Origin of the sequence: Paenibacillus sp. FSL H8-0282, assembly GCF_037963825.1 — a bacterium.
Taxonomy (GTDB): domain Bacteria; phylum Bacillota; class Bacilli; order Paenibacillales; family Paenibacillaceae; genus Paenibacillus_AQ; species Paenibacillus_AQ odorifer.
In genome coordinates this window covers 716,146-735,724 of record NZ_CP150146.1, presented here as the reverse complement: position 1 = coordinate 735,724, position 19,579 = coordinate 716,146, and the positions used below count along the sequence as shown (strand labels likewise).

Below are 19,579 nucleotides of genomic sequence, written 5' to 3'. Positions count from 1 at the left end.
TCTCTAGTTTTGGATTTCACTTACGTGATTTCCTACTCACTCGTTGTTCAGTTTTCAAAGATCAAGTTCTCGTTGGCGCCATTTAATGTCTCAGCAGCAACTCTTATAATATATCATGTTGTTTTCAGAAATGCAAGTTTTATTTTTCGAAGCTTTTTATCAGCCTCGTCTGTATCGCCTGTACGCTGTCTAACAACGCTTACCTATAATACCCCAACTATTAATAGAAAAGCAACCCCTAATATAAAAATAAACAACTAGCTAAATAATTAAGCTAGTTGTTTATTTAATAGAGTTATGTTTCTAGCGACGAACTTAATAGTATTTTGCCGCAGTATATTTGCTTGAGGCTTTAATTAAATCGGTTTTCTTATCACTCTTTGAAAGTCCTGCATCCACTGTAGTATCAATGGTAACCCACTTCCCATTAAGCAACACTTCGTTCCAGGCATGATATTGCGTAACGTAGCTTGTATTCCCCATTACCAACTTAGCAGGAACATCTACACTCCGCAGCATTGCGGCAAAAAGAGAAGCGTAATCATAGCAAATCCCTTTTTTAGTAGTCAATGTCTTATCGATGCTTGGAATATAATCAGTAGTTACACTATTAGCAAGAGAGTAATCATATTGTACATTCGCAACTACATAGTTATAGATCGCTTTAACTTTCTCTTCGTCTGTTGTTTTGCCTTGTACTAATTGTTTAGCTTTGACAATCGCTTTATCAGAAGAACTCCATTTCACATTCTGTACGGAGCCCAAATATACGGAATTCGAGTCACTCATGGTTACGTCTACTACTTCGGAATATAACGCTTTGTATTTATTGCCGGTTGTATTCTCCAGAACAGAAACCTTATAAGTCCCATTTCCTTGTTGCAAAGGGAAGTCCTCAGCTTGTCCAGAAGCATACAAGTTATATGTATAGCTGCTGTTATCTTTGGTGATCATGAGTTTGATTCTTTTATCTTTCGGAATATCATAGTTAATACCAATAACACCTTGAGCCACTTTGGATGTAATCAACCAGCTGGCATCTGCACTTGCAGCTTGAGCTGTACTTACCGGAACTGAAGTCATTAGGACGAACAACGCCACCAGCATAAAATAAACCTTTTTCACGGATAAAACTCCTTTCGGTAGCTGGCTGCCATCCTTTCGGGAAGGCCCTTTAGCTTTGCGTCCCTACCTTTCGATAGGTTTGCCGTTATCGTATAAGCTCTATCTGTTCTAGCTTTACTAGATATAATTGATAGAATCCATTTGAAACAAACAAAAAAAGCCTCTTCATTCGGTAGCTGGCTGCCATCCTTTCGGGAAAAGGCCCTTTAGCTTTGCGTCCCTACCTTTCGGAAGGTTTGCCGTTATCGTGTTTAGCTTTCATAGTATAATACTATCATATTTATAGTTGTGAACAAGACCTAATTTACTAGATTACCCATTATTTTATAAATATCTCCCGGTATTTGTGTTTTCTTGTCATTCACTATTCTCCTTTTGTTAATTTGGCATGAACAATCAGACGATGCGTTGGATTCACTAGCGGATCACATGTAATCAGAGTAAGAATCTTATCCTTGTCATTCCCGTCAAGAACGGAGACATCACTCGGATCTACAACAGAAATATCGTATACCTCATAGTTAAACACCTGATCACTAGTCTTTACCGTGATAACATCCCCCACAACAACCTCATTCAATCTGTTAAACAAACGACCCGTAGTTCGAGCCCGATGCGCCGCGATTGCAGCATTCCCGATCTCTCCAAGGGGTGCCGTTTCTTTCATATGGGCTGCAGCATGTTTCATATTAGCTTTTGTAGCCCCTTCTAATACAGGCAGCTTCAAATCAATCTTATCGATTTCAATTAGTGCGATTACTTTGCCACCGACTTCAATCTCCGGTTCAGGCTTTTCTGTCTCTTGGGGTTGGGGCTGTGCTTGGGCATCCAGAACCGATTCCTCTGCTAACAGCTGAGTAACTTCAGCATACCTGCTCCTCAGATCTGACTGGGGAGTACTATCGGCAGTGCTTAGTTCAGCCGTTTCTAATAACTTCTCCTGCTGCCTGTCGTTGTACCATTCGTTAGCTGTCGGATATAACATGATAAGTATCCCAGCCAGTATGAGTAGATAGGAGAATTTACGCAATGTTATTCGCCTCCGTATATTGTTTCTATGGTTATATACAAATCAAGCAGAAAAAGCTACTTGCCTTTAAGCATAGCAACTCCTTCTGCCTGAAATTAATGTTTAAAATACCCATTTACGACTTCCAAAGAAATTGATGATCACCGTGATAAAGGTAACCAGCACCTTGGAGATCAAGACTTGAATACCTAGTTTGTCTGTCAACAGATGCATTAGCAGCAGTGATATTCCGAGCACTACCAGATTCAGCACGATAAACTTGACCAGCTGCACGCGGTCGAAGCCTTCTTTATTCCCCCGGTTGCGATCACGAAAGGTTACTTTTTTATTCAAAATAAAGCTATTCGCCGTGCCTGCACTATAGGAGATCACCTGCGCCAATGCGTATACCATCCCTAGTGAATTCAACAATGTAAAAATCACAAAATCAATAAGCGTATTGAGCAAACCTACGGCATTAAATTTGAGGAACTGTATGAATGCAGCGCGCAAGTTCTTATCTAACATCATTGTGGTCCTTCCGGCGGTCCAGTTGTTCTTCGTTCTGGTAGCCTTTAGTCTCACTAACAATATATAGCGGTCTATCTTTAGACTCGTCATAAATCCGTCCGATATACTCCCCAATCACACCCAACAGCATCAGAACGATACCATTAAAGAGCAGATTAACGCCTACAATGGAAGCCCAGCCCGGAACCGTCCAGGAGGTAAAAAATATCTTTTGAAACAAGACGAAAAATAAATAGAGAAAGCTAGAGAATGAAAGGAAGAATCCAATATACGTAGCAATCTTAAGCGGCTTATGTGAAAAAGAGGTGATGCCATCTAACGCAAAACGAATCATTTTCTTCAGCGGATATTTGGTTTCTCCGGCAAAACGTTCTTCCCGTTCATATTCCACCATAGTCTGCTTGAAGCCAACCCAGCTCACCAAACCTCTGACATAGCGGTTCTTTTCTTTAAGTCCCCGCAGGACATCACATACCTTACGGTCAATAAGACGGAAATCGCCTGTATCCGTTGGAATATCCACACTTGTCATACTGCTGAGCAGGCGGTAAAAAAGCTTCGCGGTGACCTTTTTGAACATCGTTTCTCCGTGGCGCTTCAGGCGTTTCGCATATACAACGTCGTAGCCCTCTTTCCACTTCTCGATCATTTGCAAAATGACCTCCGGAGGATCCTGAAGATCAGCGTCAATAACAACAACCGCTTGACCTTCGGCATAGTCCATGCCAGCTGTAATCGCTACCTGATGTCCGAAATTACGCGAGAAGTCAATCAGCTTGACATGCTCGTCTCGTTCACAGATCTCCCGAATCATCTGGGCGGAACGATCACGACTGCCGTCATTGACGAAGACCAGCTCATAAGTATCGCCGCACTCGTCCATTACTTTTTTCAAACGTTCATAAGTATGGCTAATTACTTGCTCCTCATTGAACATGGGTACAATCACACTATATCTGGCTTTCACCTTTATTCCTCCTACAAGCTTTTTGGAGCGTTACATCCATCTACACTTCATAATAACGCTGCATGCATAAACTTATTTTATAGATTTTTATTAAATCCTAGAAAACCCAAGTAGGGAACCAACGCAGCATATCTTTCACGTAATCTCCACTGACCTGCATCCCTGACAGTACCGGGTAGAAAGCGATAAAGAGCAGCAAAGCAACAGCTACATAGACATACTGTACGTAACGGGCCTCAGGGAATTTAGTATCCAGCAACTTCATTATATATACAATACCAAGAATCATAAATGGCACCATAGCAAAATAATGGTAAATAAATGTTTCTCTTGGGACAAGCATCCACGGAACATATTGCGAGAAGAAGGCAATCCAGATCATGTAGAGATTCTTATCTTTACGTTTCAGCGTAATCCACAGTGTTGCCAACATTGCAAAAATACCCGTCCACCAGATAAGAGGATTCCCCATAGTCACTATACTGCTGACCTGACCTTCCGGCAAACCTTCACCACCGCTAAAGAACCAGACCGGTCTCTTCATAAACGGCCATTGCCACCATGAGGAAGCAAAAGGATGTGTAGCTACAAGCTGGCTGTGGTAGTTGTACATATTCTTTTGGGAATCAATCAAACCTTTTATAGTGAAGCCCTCTGCTGATGCAGATAACCCCGGTACAAAAGATAAGCTATAAATAATTACTGGAATAATTACAAAGAACCCGATACAACTAGCCAACGTAATAATAGTCTTTTTCCAAAAAGAATCTACTGCTTCACGACAGGTGCCCAGCAATTCCTTGTCTTTAATCTTCCCCTCTGCCAGCAGGCGTCCGGAGGCTTGGTATTCTCTGTAGCGTTCAAAAAGGGAGATAGCCAGCATAATGGCCAGCCCTGCTCCTCCATAGAGCACAATCCATTTCGAAGCTACGCCGATTCCGAAGAATAAGCCAGACCAGAATAACGGAATTAATGTTTTTCTTAAAGGCTGCTTGTAGAAATTCATTGTGTAATACCGCTGCATAAAATAGAACATCAACATAATGAAGAATACTCCGTATACGTCAATGGTGGAGATTCTTGTCTGTGTGAAATGCATGAAATCCAGCGCAAACAATCCTGCCGCGAGGGCGGCGTATTTGCTTTTCTTAAACAAACGCAGCGCCATTACATATATGAGAGGTAACATGGCAACTCCGAACAAGGTTCCGATAATACGCCAGCCGAATGGATTGACTCCGAACAGCTCCATACCTATGGCAATCAAAAGCTTGCCAAGCGGTGGATGCGTATTCTCGTAAGGCACTATCCCGTGTGTATATTCATAAGCTGTTCGCGCATGATAGATCTCGTCAAAATAAGTGCTATTCATAAAGTTAGAATATTCCGGAATGAGCGACTGCTCGTCAAAAAGATTGGCCGCTGCTCCTCTTTTAGGTACTGCGTTAGCATCCGGTGTCACACCGGCAATAGGAAGGGGGATTCTTTCTCCCCCCTGCTCATAAAAGGCCATTTCGTTCAAAGTGAACCCTGGAGATGTAACTGTAAACTTCACATATCTCGCAGTAACGTTCAGGGGTTGGCTTTTCCAGATGAAGACATTCCCGACATCCTCACTGACATCCATCGGACTGCTCCAGACCTCAGGATTGTCGCTGAATTCCAGCTTGAACTTCCCCGTGCCCACGCCTCCAAAGATATTGACCCGTTCCAATGGTTTACTCTGCCCCAAATCTACATAGAAGCTTTCACCACTGGCAGCAGGCTCCCATAAGGTCTCTGGAGATTTAGTAGAGCCAAGATTATATAAAGCAAGCGCTGCGTAAACGGCCGTAATAGCTATTATGCATATCCAATCTATACGCTTAAACTTCATCGTTAAATCGCCCTCCCTTCTGATGCGGTTTAATTTGCCCGACAACTCTCAAATCTTCTTCATATTGTTCTTCCGGTGTAATTGGTGCTGGAAGAGGTTTTATTCCCTTGCGGACATACACATCGTATCCGATATTCAGCATATAAAGCAGCAATGCTAGATTAGCTATAGCAGTCACTAATACGATTCCGTCTGCACCCGGGCTAACATCTGCATTCAGGTGGGATAAGGTGTACGCCACATTGATGTATTGCGTTAAGCTGAATCCGAGAAATAGCGATAAAAAGCGGCGGTCCCGACTTTCTATATAAGTAAACAAACAAAGAATAAGAGCAGGGAACATATAACGTTCATGCATTTTGGTGCCAAGCACAAAGACCACTACTATAAGCACCATGCCGATAAAATAGGATTTGGTCAGGTCCAAGCGATCCTTTTTAAAGGAATAAAATGCCGCAACAGCTACAGCCACTAAAATAAATATGAAGCCCCATACACGGTATGGAATGCCAAGCCAGGTTAGATCAAGGGATGACCACATCGGATCAGTCAGTGCATACAGATTAAATGCATTCACTGAAGAATACGGATAGGAAGATAACGTACTCTTGTAAAGATCAATAATCCCTACCAGACCTCCGTTATTCCAGAAAAATGGTGCCGCAAGCAATCCGAAGATCCCTAATCCATACAAAGCTCCGAATCCAAGCTGCTTCCAAGCGCGGTGATGATAAAAAGCAAACAACAATACCGGCGTGAATATCAACGCTTGCGGTTTAATTAGCGTCGCTAAGGCAAACAAAATTGCGGAGCGGACAAACTTTTTGTTCGCAGCGCCATGGATACTGAGCAGCAGGAAGATCAAAAAGAATGAATCTGCTTGTCCCCAAGCCGCTGAATTAATAAGTACCGCTGGGTTAAACAGAAACAACAGCATTAAGCCGAAAGCTATTCCTGTGCCGAGTTTTTTGCGTGACATTTGATAAATGAAGTAGCCGAGCACCAAATCAGAAAGGATCGCAGGGAGCTTGAAGAGCAAATTCTCTCCACCTGAGCCCTGAGTGAATCCTAAAACGCCACGAATGGCGCTAAGCACGTACAATATGTACAAATAGCCAGGAGGATAATCGGCAAAATAACCTTCTTCATAAAATTTGCCTGGACCTAAATCCACCATACGCTGTCCCCAAGAAATAAAGGTATTCATATCATTCTGATATCCTTGCGCGGTAAGACCAATCCACACTCTCAGGATAAAAGCAATTCCGATGGCAATGCTCAGCCATTTGGAATAAATATTCTCAGGCTGCTTCATAAGCTTCTCACTACGGAATGCCTTAGTATAAAGCACTGCAAAAAACACGCTAAACAGCGCTGAGATCAGCAACATCTTAGTTGGAGATACTTTATATGGAGTGTCTGCCTTTTTGTCGCCGGCATCTGGACTAACCGCTGAACTATCCAGCGAAATGACGTTAGCCCCTTCGGGAGCCGCGTCTAATTTTTCTACAGCAAAATCATCAAAATAAGCCTTACCTTGAATCAAGCTAGAGTAGCCGCCCAGACTTGCGCCTATGCCAAATGACTTCTGCTCCGGTCCTGTCTGGCCGATATATTCAAGATACTGCCATTCACCTGCCGTATCAGTTACGCTGGGATACCCCCCGCCTACTCCAACGGCAAGAATGTTGGCGCCCATTCCCTCGCCTGCTGTACTTACTACTTTGATCCATCCAGAGATTTTATAATAACTATTCGGCGTAGCCTCAATCGTCTGCACCCATTTCGAATGATTGGGCTCGATATTCTCAATGACTGCCGCCTTGCTGCCGGAATGAACTTCCTCCGATTGGATTGAAAGTAGAGCTGAGTTGTCTCCTGAAATCCACATATCCTTAGTCCAGTTAGAAGGCGCATCATCTCCCCCCTCCTCAAAGCCAGGGTTCTGCAATAGATTCCCCTCTGCATAAATGCTTGTTACAGGAAGCACAAACAATAACAGCATCAATACAGTCATTACGGCCGCACGTGTACTCTTGATCATCGTCCCAACCTCACCTCGTCCTATATTCATCTTAGTCCAGCCAAAAGCATATCCCTTCTGAAAAACAGCTCCCGAATTAGTGTATTTCACCGTTGCTAAGAAATCATTCGGATTGATTTTCTCATAAAAGAGCATATAAATATAGGGTATGTTAACCTTATCTGGATCGCAGACCCTTCCATGCACAATATTCCATTCCATAGGATCGCCCTAAGCTTCAAGGCTCTTATATAGACTCTTATATAGAATAGAAGAATCGCAGTGGCTAAAGCAAATACCGGAGCAAAAAAACAGGCCATTCTATCAGCATAAAGCGAGAGAACTAACAAAATGGTAAGACCATAGGACCACCTAGGGGTTTGAAGTATTTTCAGTACAAAATAAACAGAGATCAGGATCAAGGAGGGAACAAATTGGACTCTAACGCCAAGGCTGCCTCGTCCTGAACATCACCTCTTCAACAATATAATCTAAATCATAGATGATGAAAAGCTAGAAACATAGACTAGGCTGAATGGTTAAGTGCCAACAAAAATATAAAAAAAGGGCCCCCTCAGTTATGAAGGAGCCGTTGAATGCACATCTGTATGCTATATATGAGTTAGCCCGCACTACCAAGAAATACATAACGGAGAATAATCAGAATAGCAAGTACCCACATCATCCAGTGAATATCGTATTTTTTCTTGCCAGCAAGGTTAGCTACACAAGCAAGGATTACATAAGTTACGATGCCAAAGGAAATACCATTAGCAATATTATAAGTGAAAGGCATGATTACTAGAGTAAGGAACGCTGGAATCGCAACAACCATATCTTGAAAATCAATTTCGCGAATCGATTGTGCCATGAGCACGCCTACGACAATCAATGCTGCGGCTGTAGCAGATCCAGGGATCAGAGCCACTATTGGTGCAAGGAATAACGCAAGCAAGAAGCACACACCCGTTGTTACAGCTGTAAGACCTGTACGTCCACCTTCAGCAACACCTGCCGCGCTTTCTACAAAAGCAGTAGTAGTGGAAGTACCCAATGCCGCACCACCAGCTACAGCGATGGCATCGACAAACATTGCATTACCTACACGTTTGTTACCTTCTTCAGGGTTGTCCATAATACCAGCGCGTTGAGCAGTACCTACAAGTGTACCAAATGTATCGAACAATTCTACAAAAGTGAATGTTGCGATTGCTGAAACAATACCGGTGTGCAGGATACCATCCCAGTCAAATTCGAAAAAGTTCAATTGCGTCAGGTCAGGCACCCAAGGGGTTGTCGGACTGGACAATGAGCCAAAATCAACTACACCCATCAGTATACCCGCGAGGGTTGTACCCAAGATACCGAATAAAATCGCACCTTTAACTTGCAGTACCATCAGGATGGAAATAAGAAGCAATCCGATAATTACCAATTGTACATCAGTGTTCTCTAGGCTACCCATATGAATAATTGTTTCAAAGGATAGGACATCTGTGAATGTATTGGCGGAAATATCTTTACCAGCTTCGACACCAATCGTCATCAAACCACTGTTCTTAAGCCCAAGGATTGTAATGAACATCCCGATACCTACGGTAATGGCATGCTTCAAGCTGTCAGGAATGGCTGTCAGTAAGATCTGCCGCACTCGGGTAACCGTGAGCAGGATGAAGATCAAACCGGAAATAAATACTGCGGTCAGACCCATTTGCCAAGTGAATGGATGTTCTGAGGTTGCAGAAGACAAAATTACGGAAGCAAAGTATGCATTAAGTCCCATACCTGGTGCCAATGCTACTGGAAAGTTTATAAACACGCCCATTGCAATGGTGAAAATACCTGCTGCCAGCGCAGTCGCTAGAAATACAGAGTACCAGCCCATATCGATGCGGCCAAATGCTGTTAATGTGCTCGGATTAACCGACAGGATGTAAGCCATAGCCATGAACGTAGTCAAGCCGGCCATTATCTCTGTACGTACTGTAGTGCCGTTCTCTTTCAACTTGAAAAACCGATTCAAATTGTTCTCCCCCTAAGGTATGTTGTGGCTGACAGCAACAAAAAGCCGGTATCTGATCGACACCGGCTCGAAAAAAAGAGTAGCACCCATGACTATAGCCCTAGATTCAGGACAATACGGGTTGCTCAGCTCTTCTTAATCGTAGCCAGGTCATTACGGTGACCTCGTAGAAACTTCCAGGCCTATTCCCGGAAATATACGAAAGAATTATGTTGTTGTGCTTTATCATTTTAGGTGGACATCACATAAGTTGTCAATGAAAAAAGCGAACATTTTCGACTTTATTTTTTCTATTGTTCGTAATTCATACATTTTTATCTTTAACTTCAACCCCAAAATCCTTTAAATCATGCAGCTTATTAACTATCAAAAGCCTTATCAAATGGGTATTTTTCCCTATAAAACAATTTCGATGTTCCCTGGCTTATTGCCCTTTGGAATACTGATAGCTATGCCAAGAATTAGCAAAATGCCCTATAGCTAAACAAATCACTGCAATACCCAACCAGAAAGATCTGCCCCATATAGCCGCAAATCCAAATGCACAAACAGGGAGAACTGCCATGGGAATCGGAAGAAACAATAGTGGAGCCCATAATAATCTGAATTGCTGTCCCTTAACCATATAACGAATCCATAAACCGTAATAAATCGTGATAAACACAAAGATAAGTGCAGCCCAGATCCCGAATTCTACATTTTCAAAGTCATCCTTTGAAATCGCAAGAATGGCTATACACCCCAACTGCCCTACTCTCTCCAAAAGAGTGTAAAAGATACCGGCATCTTTTAAACCGCTGGGAACATGATCGGGCGGAAACTTAATCATCAGTAAACTTGGGGCAAGAATAACCATAGCTATTAGTGTTCCAATAAGTGAGAATCCCATTCTAATGGCTCCTGTAAGTTTATTTTTCCCAGTTTATCACATTCTCTAAAGTTGCTATATAGGGTCCGTCACAAGCTTCACGGTTAATAAAAAAAACCTGCAGTCCCTTAATAAATAAGGAGCTGCAGGTTTGTTATTGCTATATGCTATTCCCACTCAATCGTTGCAGGTGGTTTCGAAGTAATGTCATACACTACCCGGTTTACATTCTCAACTTCGTTGACAATACGTACAGAGATTTTCTCAAGAACATCCCATGGGATACGTGCCCAGTCAGCGGTCATGCCATCGATGGAAGTTACTGCACGAACACCTACTGTGTAGGAATACGTACGAGCATCACCCATAACTCCGACACTCTTCATGTTAGGCAGGGCAGTGAAGTATTGCCAAATTTCACGGTCTAATCCCGCTTTAGCAATTTCTTCTTGCAGAATGTAGTCAGAATCACGAACGATGGTAAGCTTGTCCTCTGTTACTTCACCCAAGACACGAATAGCAAGACCTGGACCTGGGAAAGGCTGACGCCATACGATCGCACGTGGCATGCCAAGCTCTTCACCGAGTTTACGAACTTCGTCCTTAAACAAGGTGTTTAGCGGCTCGATCAAGCTGAATTTCATATCTTCTGGCAGGCCGCCCACATTGTGGTGGGATTTAATGGTTTGCGCTGTAGCTGTTCCACTCTCAACGATATCCGTATAAAGCGTACCTTGTGCAAGGAATGAAAAATCTCCGAGCTTAGCTGACTCTTCGTCGAAGCAGTAGATAAACTCGTTACCAATGATTTTACGTTTTTGCTCAGGGTCTTCAACACCTGCAAGTTTGCTCATGAAGCGATCGCGTGCATCGATTTTCACTACATGAATATCGAATTTGCCTACGAAAGTCTCCATAACGCTTTCTGCTTCACCTTTACGCAGAAGGCCGTGGTCAATAAACATACAGGTCAATTGATCTCCGATTGCACGGTGGATAAGCATAGCCACAACGGAAGAATCCACTCCGCCACTAAGAGCGCAGAGTACTTTTTTATCTCCGACTTGATTGCGAATATCTTGAACGGCTTCATCGATAAACGATTCCATTGTCCATTTGCCGTCGCAACCACAAACTTGGTATAAGAAGTTCGAGATCATCTCGTTACCTTGAACGGAGTGACGTACTTCTGGGTGGAATTGCACAGCGAACAGTTTGCGCTCCGCGTTGCTCATTGCTGCAATTGGAGCACTTTCTGTACCTGCATCCAGCTTGAAGCCTGTTGGAAGCTCAACTACATGGTCACCGTGGCTCATCCATACAGTCTGGCGGTTCTCCAATCCTGCAACTAAAGCAGTTCCTTCTGCAAAGTCAACATCAGCTTTACCATATTCCCGTTTAGCCGAACGTTCTACTTTACCATCAAGCTGATGAGCCATCAGCTGCATACCATAACAAATACCGAAGATCGGCACTCCTAGATCATAAATAGCCGGATCTACGTGTGGTGCATCTTCAGCGTATACACTGCTAGGTCCGCCGGAGAAGACAATTCCTTTAGGCGAAAGTGCTTTAATCTTGTCAACTGGCGTATTGTACGGCAAAAGTTCGCTGTATACTCCCAGGTCCCGAATTCTGCGCGCGATAAGTTGGTTGTATTGTCCCCCAAAATCGAGAACGACGATAATTTCATTTGGCTTGTTCATTACGTGCCTCCCTTGATTATTGGATTCATTATACTCATGGTTAATTCTCATCGTCAAGGAAAGGAGGACACGCCTCTCATAATCAGAGAGTGATAAAACTTCATGCAGAACCTTCCTTGCTATGGCATAAATTAGATAGCGGATCTAAGCGTTATTAGCCGTTTATGTTAAACGGAAGGTAATGAGCAGACATTCGCGAATAAACGCGGCCGCATCAGAAGCCGCAGGTTCGCCGCCAAGGGCGGGAGCGGAGTCTACGGGATTGTCGCGGGCAGAGATCACGGCTGTGGAGGCCGAAGCTGGCGCGTACGCCAGGGTCTCCCACTGGCGGACAAACTGCCGGACGGCTACATCTAGTCCGGCATCGTAAATCCGCAGGGAGTCCACATACTCCCTGCCAGTAACGCCGGGCGGCGGCGGTCCAAACCGCTCCGCCAGCCCGTGCCAAGCCAGAGAGGCCGCGCGCAGCTGCCTCTCACGGCTCAAGCTGCTGCCGCGACGCGCGGCCAGCAGCAGAGCCAGGCTGCGCCGCCAGCGCCAAGCGGCGGCGGGAAGCAGCGCCGCGGCAGTCAGCGGCGCTGAAAAGGGCCCGCCCGCCAGCGGCAGGGCGGGCAGTTCCGCGCTGCGCGTTGCTTGCGGTGCGACTGCTGCGGCAGCAGGCCGTGCCGGCGCAGGGAAGCCAGCCGCAAGCGCAGGACCCGGCGTCGGATCGAAAGGAACCCAACCTGCGCCGGCAAAATAAACCTCTACCCAAGCATGCGCATCCCCTTGGGTGACTAAATACTTCGCCGGCATGGCTTCCTCCTGCTGGGTTCCAGGTCCGTAGCCTTGAACATACCGCGCTGGAATACCTGTGCTTCGCAGCAATACGGTCATCGCTGTGGCAAAATGCACACAGTAACCCTGTTTGGTCTCAAACAGGAAATGATCCACAAAATCAGCCCCAGCTGGCGGAACCATGGTATCCAGCGTGTAAGAATACCCGTTTTGCAAATAATCCCGAATGGCGGTTGCGGAATCATATCGGTTGCCCGAGGAAGCTGTGAGCTTCTCTGCCAGAGCTTTCACTCGCTCAGGTAATAAATCAGGCAGCTGCAAGTATTTATTCTTTATTTCTTGTGGATCAGCGTCACCCAAACCGCGCAGCAGTACTGGATTACTCTCGGGAAGTATAGAATCAACTATATACTCAGTGATCCGAGTTGACCCCACCGAATCTGGCAGACGAAAGGTATCCCTGTCCTTATTCGCCAGAACATAACCAAGCTGGCTGCCATTGGATAGTTGAACTGTCTCAACATCCGTTATGGTACCCGCATTGAATACAGGAATTCCACCGGAAGAGGGAATAGCAAATTGTATCCGCTGTTGCAAAGTCCGCCCCCCATTAGTAGTGGTTACCGTCGCCGGAATCTGAGGCAGGCTGGACAAGTTAAGCGGAGTAAACTCCTCACCACCTCTGATCCAACGGCGACCGTCATAATAGGCAATGCTCTCCCCGCGCCAATAGGTACGCTGACTGGTCAACGCTGTGAAGACTGGCTCGGTATTGCGTGATAATGGAGCACCCAGTTCTCCATCATTTGTACTATACCCTGTTGTTCCTGCAGGTATAGCCTCATTATCTTCCGGCATATGGCCCGAAGCCCATTCCTGCAGCTTTTCAAAGGTTGACTGGAGTGTAGTTTGGTTAGGCGGTCGTACTTCATATACCTGCCCACCAAACCATGCTGTCATCATGACGAATATAGCAGCCGCTAATGCCAAAACTCCCCATCGGGCATACGGCAGGTGAATGCTGCCCACCCGTTCCCGCAGACGGAGCAAACCACTCATTGCTTGCATCCATACAATAAGCCCGACTGATATTACAACATCCGTTGTCGTATTAACGCCAAAGCCAATATCCAGAACTAATAGATAAATGAGGGTCACCGCCGTAAACAGCAGCGTGCTTCCTCTGAAAAGTGCAAGCTGCTGCACCGAAGATACCAGCAGCCCCCAGCCAACAATCAAAATCAAAAGTCTGCTGATCTCGCTTAGCTGAGAGACATGCCCGGAAAAGAGCAAAATCAGATCATTTGGAATTTCTACTGCATAAATGCCCAGCCATCCTGTCCCTACGCCCTCGCTGCATAGATATAGCCAAGCTGTGCCGATCATCAAACATTGGATACTTAGCAATAGCCACCCGGGAATCTGAAGGATTCCCCACATCAACAGCACGGCAGCAGAAATCATCAGAATCTGCAGCAATCTAGCAGTATCTTCCAATGAAGTCGTTCTATATAAAGGGAGCAGCCATTCTAAAAACAGCCCCAAAATAGCCAAAGAGAACAGCATGCGATAATACAGAGGTATCTTTCTCTGTTTACCGGCATGACTGTTCTCCAGTTTTTCCAAATGGAGCTGCTTTGGTTCCTTCCCACTGTGCTCATTCATAGAGAAGCTTGTGTCACCCGGTATCCGCTTACCGTAGCGTTGGTTTTCCGGATGATTCATGGTACTCTACCTCCCTGAGCCTGTAAGCTGGCAATGCATCATCCAGACAAAACATCCGTGCTCCCAGACGACCCAGACTATCCCCGACCGTTCCCCGCACAGGCTGGCGGATCTCCTGCAGCATTACCTCAGCAGGCAGCGGAGCTGGCTGATCCCAAGCATAATAGAGCTCAACTTTTACACCTTGCACTAAGAATTTAGCGATAACCTTAGCGGATTGTTCCTCTAATCTTCCGGTCACTATAGCAACGGTCATTCCCGGAATCCAGCCTCTAGAAGCATCCTCCAACAGCTCGGACAGGGTTCTTGTTCCATTCGGAGAAATATCAGTTAGAATATCCAGCACTCTCCCTGGGATTTTACCCAGTCCTTCATGCCTAGCCATTCCTTCCGGCCAGCCTCCGCTAAATAACTGGACATAAGCACCTGACTGCTCAGCAAAGAGCATCAGCCCCATCGCCGTTGACACCGCCTTCTCAAATACCGGAGGCTGCTCCTCCCGACTGCCACGAGGTGTAAGTGCATTGGCTGGAATCTCATAGCTTTTGGGATCATTAGCCAACACGATACAGCTCATTCTTGCCTTTTCACGCTCTGGAACTTTGCTCTGCAGATTTCCTAGCCGGGCGCTGTTCTTCCAATGAATTCGGCTAAGCGGATCACCGGGCTCATATTCCCGCGATTCCATGGTCTCATCATTGCTGCTTCTTCCCCTTCTGGAATAGAGCGAATTACCGCTAATAAAGCCGCTGTCCGGGACTGCTCCGCCATAATATAGGGGGGCTGGCAGCACTTTAACGCTATGCTCTTCAGCAGGCTCAGATCGGCCTGTGAACCAGCCGGGCAAATCTCCCCAGGTTACTCTACAGCCCTGCAAATGATGATGTCCCCGCGGCATGTTCTCAAGAAGGTAGATGTATTCAAAAGAGCGTCTGAATCCCGGAAACAGTAGCTTGTGATGTCCTCTGTCCCCCCAAAAATCAGCGATAGTCAGCCATGGCAGTGGAAGCCGGGCAGAGAAATTCACCCGCACCTTCACAAGCAGTGTACTTCCAGCTATCGGTCTTACTGGAGTGATTGTCCGTTCAATCTTTATCGCCCGTGGACCTGAAAGTTGAACAATCAGTCCGCCAACCATGATAACGCCTACAGCGATCAGCAGAAATAAGAGTGATGCGCCTCCGCGCCATGCATATAAAACACCTATAATTCCAGCCACAGTCAGCATCCGCAGCCATTCAGCCAACGCACTACGGCTACGCGGATAGCTTCTAACTCTTTCAGTCTTGTTATTTAATTTGTGTTCTACTTTTTTTGAAGAGGACAATGGAACGAACACCCTTCCTTTGGGTCTAGACTTGTTCCCAGCTGAGGAACTTATTACTATCTATTCTTCCCATGAAAAAGGGTGCCCAGACATTGTTTTTTTCTTTTAAAAAAACTGCCTGAGCGCTAAATCTCAGAAGGCTATTACCCGGCGCTCACCTTCCGTCACGCTTATATTTAAAGGAGGATGATCGGCTGTCTCCAGCAGCTCACGCAGCGATACCCAGATAGAACCGCCAATCATCTCCACACTGGCACCGTTTATCTTTTGAACATGATCAGGAAGATTTAACAGGAGTTCCTTGTTCGCCACATCCGCGATGATATCTTTGCCGTTCCAGGCAATCTTCCCACTGCGACTGCCCGCATCCCAACTAATCTGCCCTCCCAGCCGTTCGATCACAGCGCGAAGTGGCACCATATATTTCCCTTTTTGCAGAGCATATTCACCTGGCGCCAGCTTCGTCTCCAGCTTTCCAACCTCCAGCACCAAAGGTTTGCCGGGCGCAAACAGCTCTGCATTCGGTATGATATTCGAGGTGATCCAAGCTTCCGAAGGTTTCACTCTGCCCAAGCTATTTGCTTTTGAGGAGACTCTGAATTGTACAGGCTCCACCGTCTCATCTAAAAGGCCAAAGCTGTACCCAGCAGCCTTATAACGCGCAATAATATCAGGCAGTGCTTTAACACTCTCCTGATGGCCGCCGCCATCATGCAGCAGCAGAATAACCCGAGAGGACTTCAGATCTGCAGTTGACTCTTTTAAGATTTCTGACGCCGGTACCCCTTTGCGTTTGGAATCCCCGCTGTCCACCGTCCAATCCGTAACGATATAACCGGCTTGCTTCAACAAATTGAAGTAGGTATTATCAAAGTGATCAAAGGTTCCGCCCGGGGCGCGGATAAGTTGTGGGCGAACCCCTGTAATGCCCCGAACAATTTCTTCGGTCTTTTTAATCTGGCTCCAAAATTCAGTGAATCCACTATATAAATCATGGTAATTATGATTATAGGTATGATTGCCAATAGCATGTCCTTGTTCCCATATGGCATTAATTAGCTCTGGATGGCTTTTCGCTTGATTACCAAGGACAAAAAAGGTCGCCTTCACACCTTGCTGCTGTAAAATTTTTAGAACGTTGAAGGTATTGTCACTCGGTCCGTCGTCAAATGTAATATAGACCGTTTTTGAAGCTTTCTTTGCGGCCGCAATTGCTGAATACGTTGTCGACACCTTGGATACTTGTGCCGTACCGGAATTCAATTTAACTTCTGGAGAAGCAGTCACAATGGACTCTGCTTTAGGAGGCAATTCTTGCATCGCCACTAACGGGAGATTATTCTTAACAGAGACAGACTCCGCACTTGCGGACTGTAATGAACGATTCATCCAAGAATCTACACTCTCCCCTGCGTTCCATCCCAGCATTACGATGACGATTACAACCATAACAAGCAATCCGCTTATCAAGTTTCGGCGGCCGTGAGTGTTTTTGTTACCTTTCATCTTCTCTACCTCCAGCATTCTATTGGCTCAAAAGCCATTTGGTAGATTGTATGAAGACAAGCTTCAAAATAGAATAAGGCAACTGCCCCTTGGAGAGTGAGAATCTTATGGAAATGCTGAACTTTATACAAGAATTATTCAGCAAATATGGATATAGCGTATTGTTTTTTGGATTGCTGCTCGAATTCGTTGCCTTGCCGTTTCCCGGAGAAACTACCATGGCTTTTGCAGGTTTTCTTTCCTATACGGGAAGACTTGATTTCATAACGTTGATTCTAGTGGCGTTTGCTGGGACCACAGCCGGGATGACCCTCACCTATTTTGTCGGCTTAAAAGCCGGAATGCCCTTCATCCAGCGATACGGAAAGTGGTTGCTGTTCTCCCCTGCCAAGCTGGATAAAACGCAAAAATGGTTCGAGAAATACGGCAGTATCCTTATTTCCATCGGATATTTTATTCCAGGCGTTCGTCACTTTACCGGCTATTTTGCTGGTATAGTTGCGCTGCCCTTCCGTAAATTCGCCCTCTACGCTTATAGTGGAGCATTATTCTGGGTAGTGCTGTTTCTTGGCATAGGACGGGTATTTGGTCCGCAGTGGATGGGTATTTTCCATTTATTCGAGTTATATGCACTATGGATTATCTCTGGCGGTGTAGCTATAGCTGCCCTTGTAATCCTGTATCGCTACCGCAAAAAGATAAGCATCCGCCTGTTCCCGCGCAAAGCTGCCATTAAGCTACAGACTCAGGTTAAAAAAACTTCCAAGGGACGGTGAAGCCACCGCCCTTTTTAAGTACGTTTTTTCTTGCTGCGTACCCCCGCGTATCCTGCGAGTAAAAGCGCAACTATGGCAAATCCCGCTCCCCCAGCAAACCCTACCATTCTTGGTTCTACCCCTTCTAATAGCCACCCGGCGAACAGCATAGATAATCCCAGCAGCGTATTTCCTACTGCAGACAGGAGTCCAAACACAAAGGGCTGCATAGCAGATGGGGTTTCCTGCATAACGAGCGTATCCAGACAGGCATTCCCCGTCCCCCCGGCAAATGACAGCAGGATGTATAACATAAATGCTACCGCAAAATGATTACTGACACTGATGCCCATCAATAATACTCCTTCTAGTAAAAGCCCTCCGATGGCTACAATCAGCAGCCCCTTTTTTAAATAACGTGAGGTAAAAAAACTAAGGCTAAGACCGATGCCAAGCGCCGCATAAAATGCCCCCACTCCAATATCCCCCGCGTGAAATACCTGTATCGCATAGACACTGATCAGTACATTATCCAGACCATTTAGCAACGGCACCAACAGCTCATAACCGAAAATGACCTGCAACGTTAAGCTTCCGCCAATTACCATTCCCAGAGCACGCAGCCGACCGTATTGTGCTTCTTTATCGGATTTTCTAAGTCCCCCTCAGGAGAATATGTAGCCTTCTTAGCCACCGTCACCATTTCCGTATGTTGTGGAAAATCGATACCGTAAATTAACATCGCTGCGATTAAAAAAGACACTGCATTCATAATGAACGCTGCCTCCGGACCAAACCACATCGACACCACCCCTCCACTGAACGCTCCAAGGATCAGCACGCAGCCGCTCATTAACTGCTCTAGTCCGTTGACGGTCAGCAGAGAATCTTTGGTGACGAGCAAGGGGATAGTGGACCTACGAACAGGGCTGTAAATGGCTTCACCCGCTGCCAGCAAAAAACTTGCCATATATAACAACCACAGCTTCTCCTCCCCATCCACCCATAAAAAGGCTAAGGCTACTGGGACCCTCAGCATATCTGTAGCTATCATGATATATTTGCGTGGAATTTTGCTGCTAAGTATGCCTCCAAGCGGGGCCAGAAATAAATAAGGAAACAGTCTCACACCTAACGAAATCCCTACCGCCATGCCTGATCCCGTCAACTGCAGAACCAGCGCCAGTACTGCAACGCTAGTAAAACGATCACCAATTCCATTGATCAAGCCGGCTGTGAACAATCGTGAATATCCCTTATGACTCCTAAACATCGCAACAGCTGAGTGATTATTCATAAAATAAACCTCATTTCATCTATTTATACACATATCTAATTAGATATTAATCGAATCATTAATT

Annotated in this window: 15 protein-coding genes and 3 riboswitches; of the genes, 1 reads left to right on the top strand and 14 read right to left on the bottom strand. The window is 45.5% G+C overall.

Annotated features, from left to right (window positions below; all coding sequences use genetic code 11):
* Positions 1-315: 315 nt before the first annotated feature.
* The 12 genes from NST94_RS03210 to NST94_RS03155 form a co-directional block, all read right to left on the bottom strand.
* Entirely contained in the window at positions 316-1,125 is an 810-nt protein-coding gene (locus NST94_RS03210) for a transglutaminase-like domain-containing protein (protein WP_081387329.1), read from the bottom strand.
* A 13-nt stretch (positions 1,126-1,138) separates the two neighbouring features.
* Positions 1,139-1,219, bottom strand: a riboswitch (cyclic di-GMP riboswitch).
* A 74-nt stretch (positions 1,220-1,293) separates the two neighbouring features.
* Positions 1,294-1,376: riboswitch (cyclic di-GMP riboswitch) on the bottom strand.
* Positions 1,377-1,489: 113 nt separating this feature from the next.
* Positions 1,490-2,155 carry a class D sortase gene (locus NST94_RS03205; RefSeq protein ID WP_339171160.1) on the bottom strand — a complete coding sequence of 222 codons (666 nt, stop codon included), beginning with the start codon at positions 2,153-2,155 and terminating at the stop codon, positions 1,490-1,492.
* A gap of 102 nt (positions 2,156-2,257) precedes the next feature.
* The gene (locus NST94_RS03200) at positions 2,258-2,665 is read right to left on the bottom strand and encodes a GtrA family protein (RefSeq protein WP_339281643.1); all 408 of its coding nucleotides are present in this window, start codon (positions 2,663-2,665) and stop codon (positions 2,258-2,260) included.
* On the bottom strand, positions 2,652-3,632 hold the full coding sequence (locus NST94_RS03195; protein ID WP_038568643.1) for a glycosyltransferase family 2 protein: 981 nt from the start codon (positions 3,630-3,632) through the stop codon (positions 2,652-2,654). Before NST94_RS03195 ends, NST94_RS03200 begins: the two co-directional genes overlap by 14 nt.
* A gap of 97 nt (positions 3,633-3,729) precedes the next feature.
* Positions 3,730-5,508: a phospholipid carrier-dependent glycosyltransferase gene (locus NST94_RS03190; protein WP_339281642.1), complete on the bottom strand. Its 1,779-nt coding sequence runs from the start codon at positions 5,506-5,508 to the stop codon at positions 3,730-3,732.
* The gene (locus tag NST94_RS03185) at positions 5,498-7,753 is read right to left on the bottom strand and encodes a glycosyltransferase 87 family protein (RefSeq protein WP_339281641.1); all 2,256 of its coding nucleotides are present in this window, start codon (positions 7,751-7,753) and stop codon (positions 5,498-5,500) included. Before NST94_RS03185 ends, NST94_RS03190 begins: the two co-directional genes overlap by 11 nt.
* A gap of 400 nt (positions 7,754-8,153) precedes the next feature.
* The gene (locus NST94_RS03180; protein ID WP_036679893.1) at positions 8,154-9,554 is read right to left on the bottom strand and encodes an NCS2 family permease; all 1,401 of its coding nucleotides are present in this window, start codon (positions 9,552-9,554) and stop codon (positions 8,154-8,156) included.
* A gap of 122 nt (positions 9,555-9,676) precedes the next feature.
* A riboswitch (purine riboswitch) is annotated at positions 9,677-9,776 on the bottom strand.
* Between the two features lie 202 nt (positions 9,777-9,978).
* Positions 9,979-10,443 carry a hypothetical protein gene (locus NST94_RS03175; RefSeq protein ID WP_076130535.1) on the bottom strand — a complete coding sequence of 155 codons (465 nt, stop codon included), beginning with the start codon at positions 10,441-10,443 and terminating at the stop codon, positions 9,979-9,981.
* A gap of 146 nt (positions 10,444-10,589) precedes the next feature.
* Complete coding sequence (gene guaA / locus NST94_RS03170; protein WP_036679874.1) at positions 10,590-12,128, bottom strand: glutamine-hydrolyzing GMP synthase; 1,539 nt, start codon at positions 12,126-12,128, stop codon at positions 10,590-10,592.
* A 162-nt stretch (positions 12,129-12,290) separates the two neighbouring features.
* Positions 12,291-14,630 (bottom strand): transglutaminase domain-containing protein, encoded by a 2,340-nt coding sequence (locus tag NST94_RS03165; protein ID WP_339281640.1) that lies wholly within the window; start codon positions 14,628-14,630, stop codon positions 12,291-12,293.
* Positions 14,599-15,957 carry a DUF58 domain-containing protein gene (locus tag NST94_RS03160; protein WP_339281639.1) on the bottom strand — a complete coding sequence of 453 codons (1,359 nt, stop codon included), beginning with the start codon at positions 15,955-15,957 and terminating at the stop codon, positions 14,599-14,601. The genes NST94_RS03165 and NST94_RS03160 overlap by 32 nt, the downstream gene beginning before the upstream one ends.
* A gap of 132 nt (positions 15,958-16,089) precedes the next feature.
* On the bottom strand, positions 16,090-17,463 hold the full coding sequence (locus tag NST94_RS03155) for a polysaccharide deacetylase (protein ID WP_076305525.1): 1,374 nt from the start codon (positions 17,461-17,463) through the stop codon (positions 16,090-16,092).
* Between the two features lie 107 nt (positions 17,464-17,570).
* Here NST94_RS03155 and NST94_RS03150 point away from each other — a divergent pair, with 107 nt between their 5' ends.
* Positions 17,571-18,239, top strand: a complete 669-nt coding sequence (locus NST94_RS03150; RefSeq protein ID WP_076106058.1) for a DedA family protein — start codon at positions 17,571-17,573, stop codon at positions 18,237-18,239.
* 14 nt (positions 18,240-18,253) lie between these two features.
* Here the strand turns inward: NST94_RS03150 and NST94_RS03145 are convergent, their stop codons facing one another.
* A complete protein-coding gene (locus tag NST94_RS03145) occupies positions 18,254-18,826 on the bottom strand; it encodes a hypothetical protein (RefSeq protein ID WP_339281638.1) in 573 nt (190 codons plus the stop codon).
* Positions 18,820-19,515: an MFS transporter gene (locus tag NST94_RS03140; protein ID WP_339281637.1), complete on the bottom strand. Its 696-nt coding sequence runs from the start codon at positions 19,513-19,515 to the stop codon at positions 18,820-18,822. Before NST94_RS03140 ends, NST94_RS03145 begins: the two co-directional genes overlap by 7 nt.
* Positions 19,516-19,579: the final 64 nt, after the last annotated feature.

Coding starts and splice junctions, on each gene's coding strand:
- NST94_RS03200 (WP_339281643.1), bottom strand. CDS start 2,665: ATGATGTTAGATAAGAACTTGCGCGCTGCATTCATACAGTTCCTCAAA.
- NST94_RS03190 (WP_339281642.1), bottom strand. CDS start 5,508: ATGAAGTTTAAGCGTATAGATTGGATATGCATAATAGCTATTACGGCC.
- NST94_RS03185 (WP_339281641.1), bottom strand. CDS start 7,753: ATGGAATGGAATATTGTGCATGGAAGGGTCTGCGATCCAGATAAGGTT.
- NST94_RS03175 (WP_076130535.1), bottom strand. CDS start 10,443: ATGGGATTCTCACTTATTGGAACACTAATAGCTATGGTTATTCTTGCC.
- guaA (WP_036679874.1), bottom strand. CDS start 12,128: ATGAACAAGCCAAATGAAATTATCGTCGTTCTCGATTTTGGGGGACAA.
- NST94_RS03165 (WP_339281640.1), bottom strand. CDS start 14,630: ATGAATCATCCGGAAAACCAACGCTACGGTAAGCGGATACCGGGTGAC.
- NST94_RS03155 (WP_076305525.1), bottom strand. CDS start 17,463: ATGAAAGGTAACAAAAACACTCACGGCCGCCGAAACTTGATAAGCGGA.
- NST94_RS03150 (WP_076106058.1), top strand. CDS start 17,571: ATGGAAATGCTGAACTTTATACAAGAATTATTCAGCAAATATGGATAT.
- NST94_RS03145 (WP_339281638.1), bottom strand. CDS start 18,826: ATGGTAATTGGCGGAAGCTTAACGTTGCAGGTCATTTTCGGTTATGAG.
- NST94_RS03140 (WP_339281637.1), bottom strand. CDS start 19,515: ATGAATAATCACTCAGCTGTTGCGATGTTTAGGAGTCATAAGGGATAT.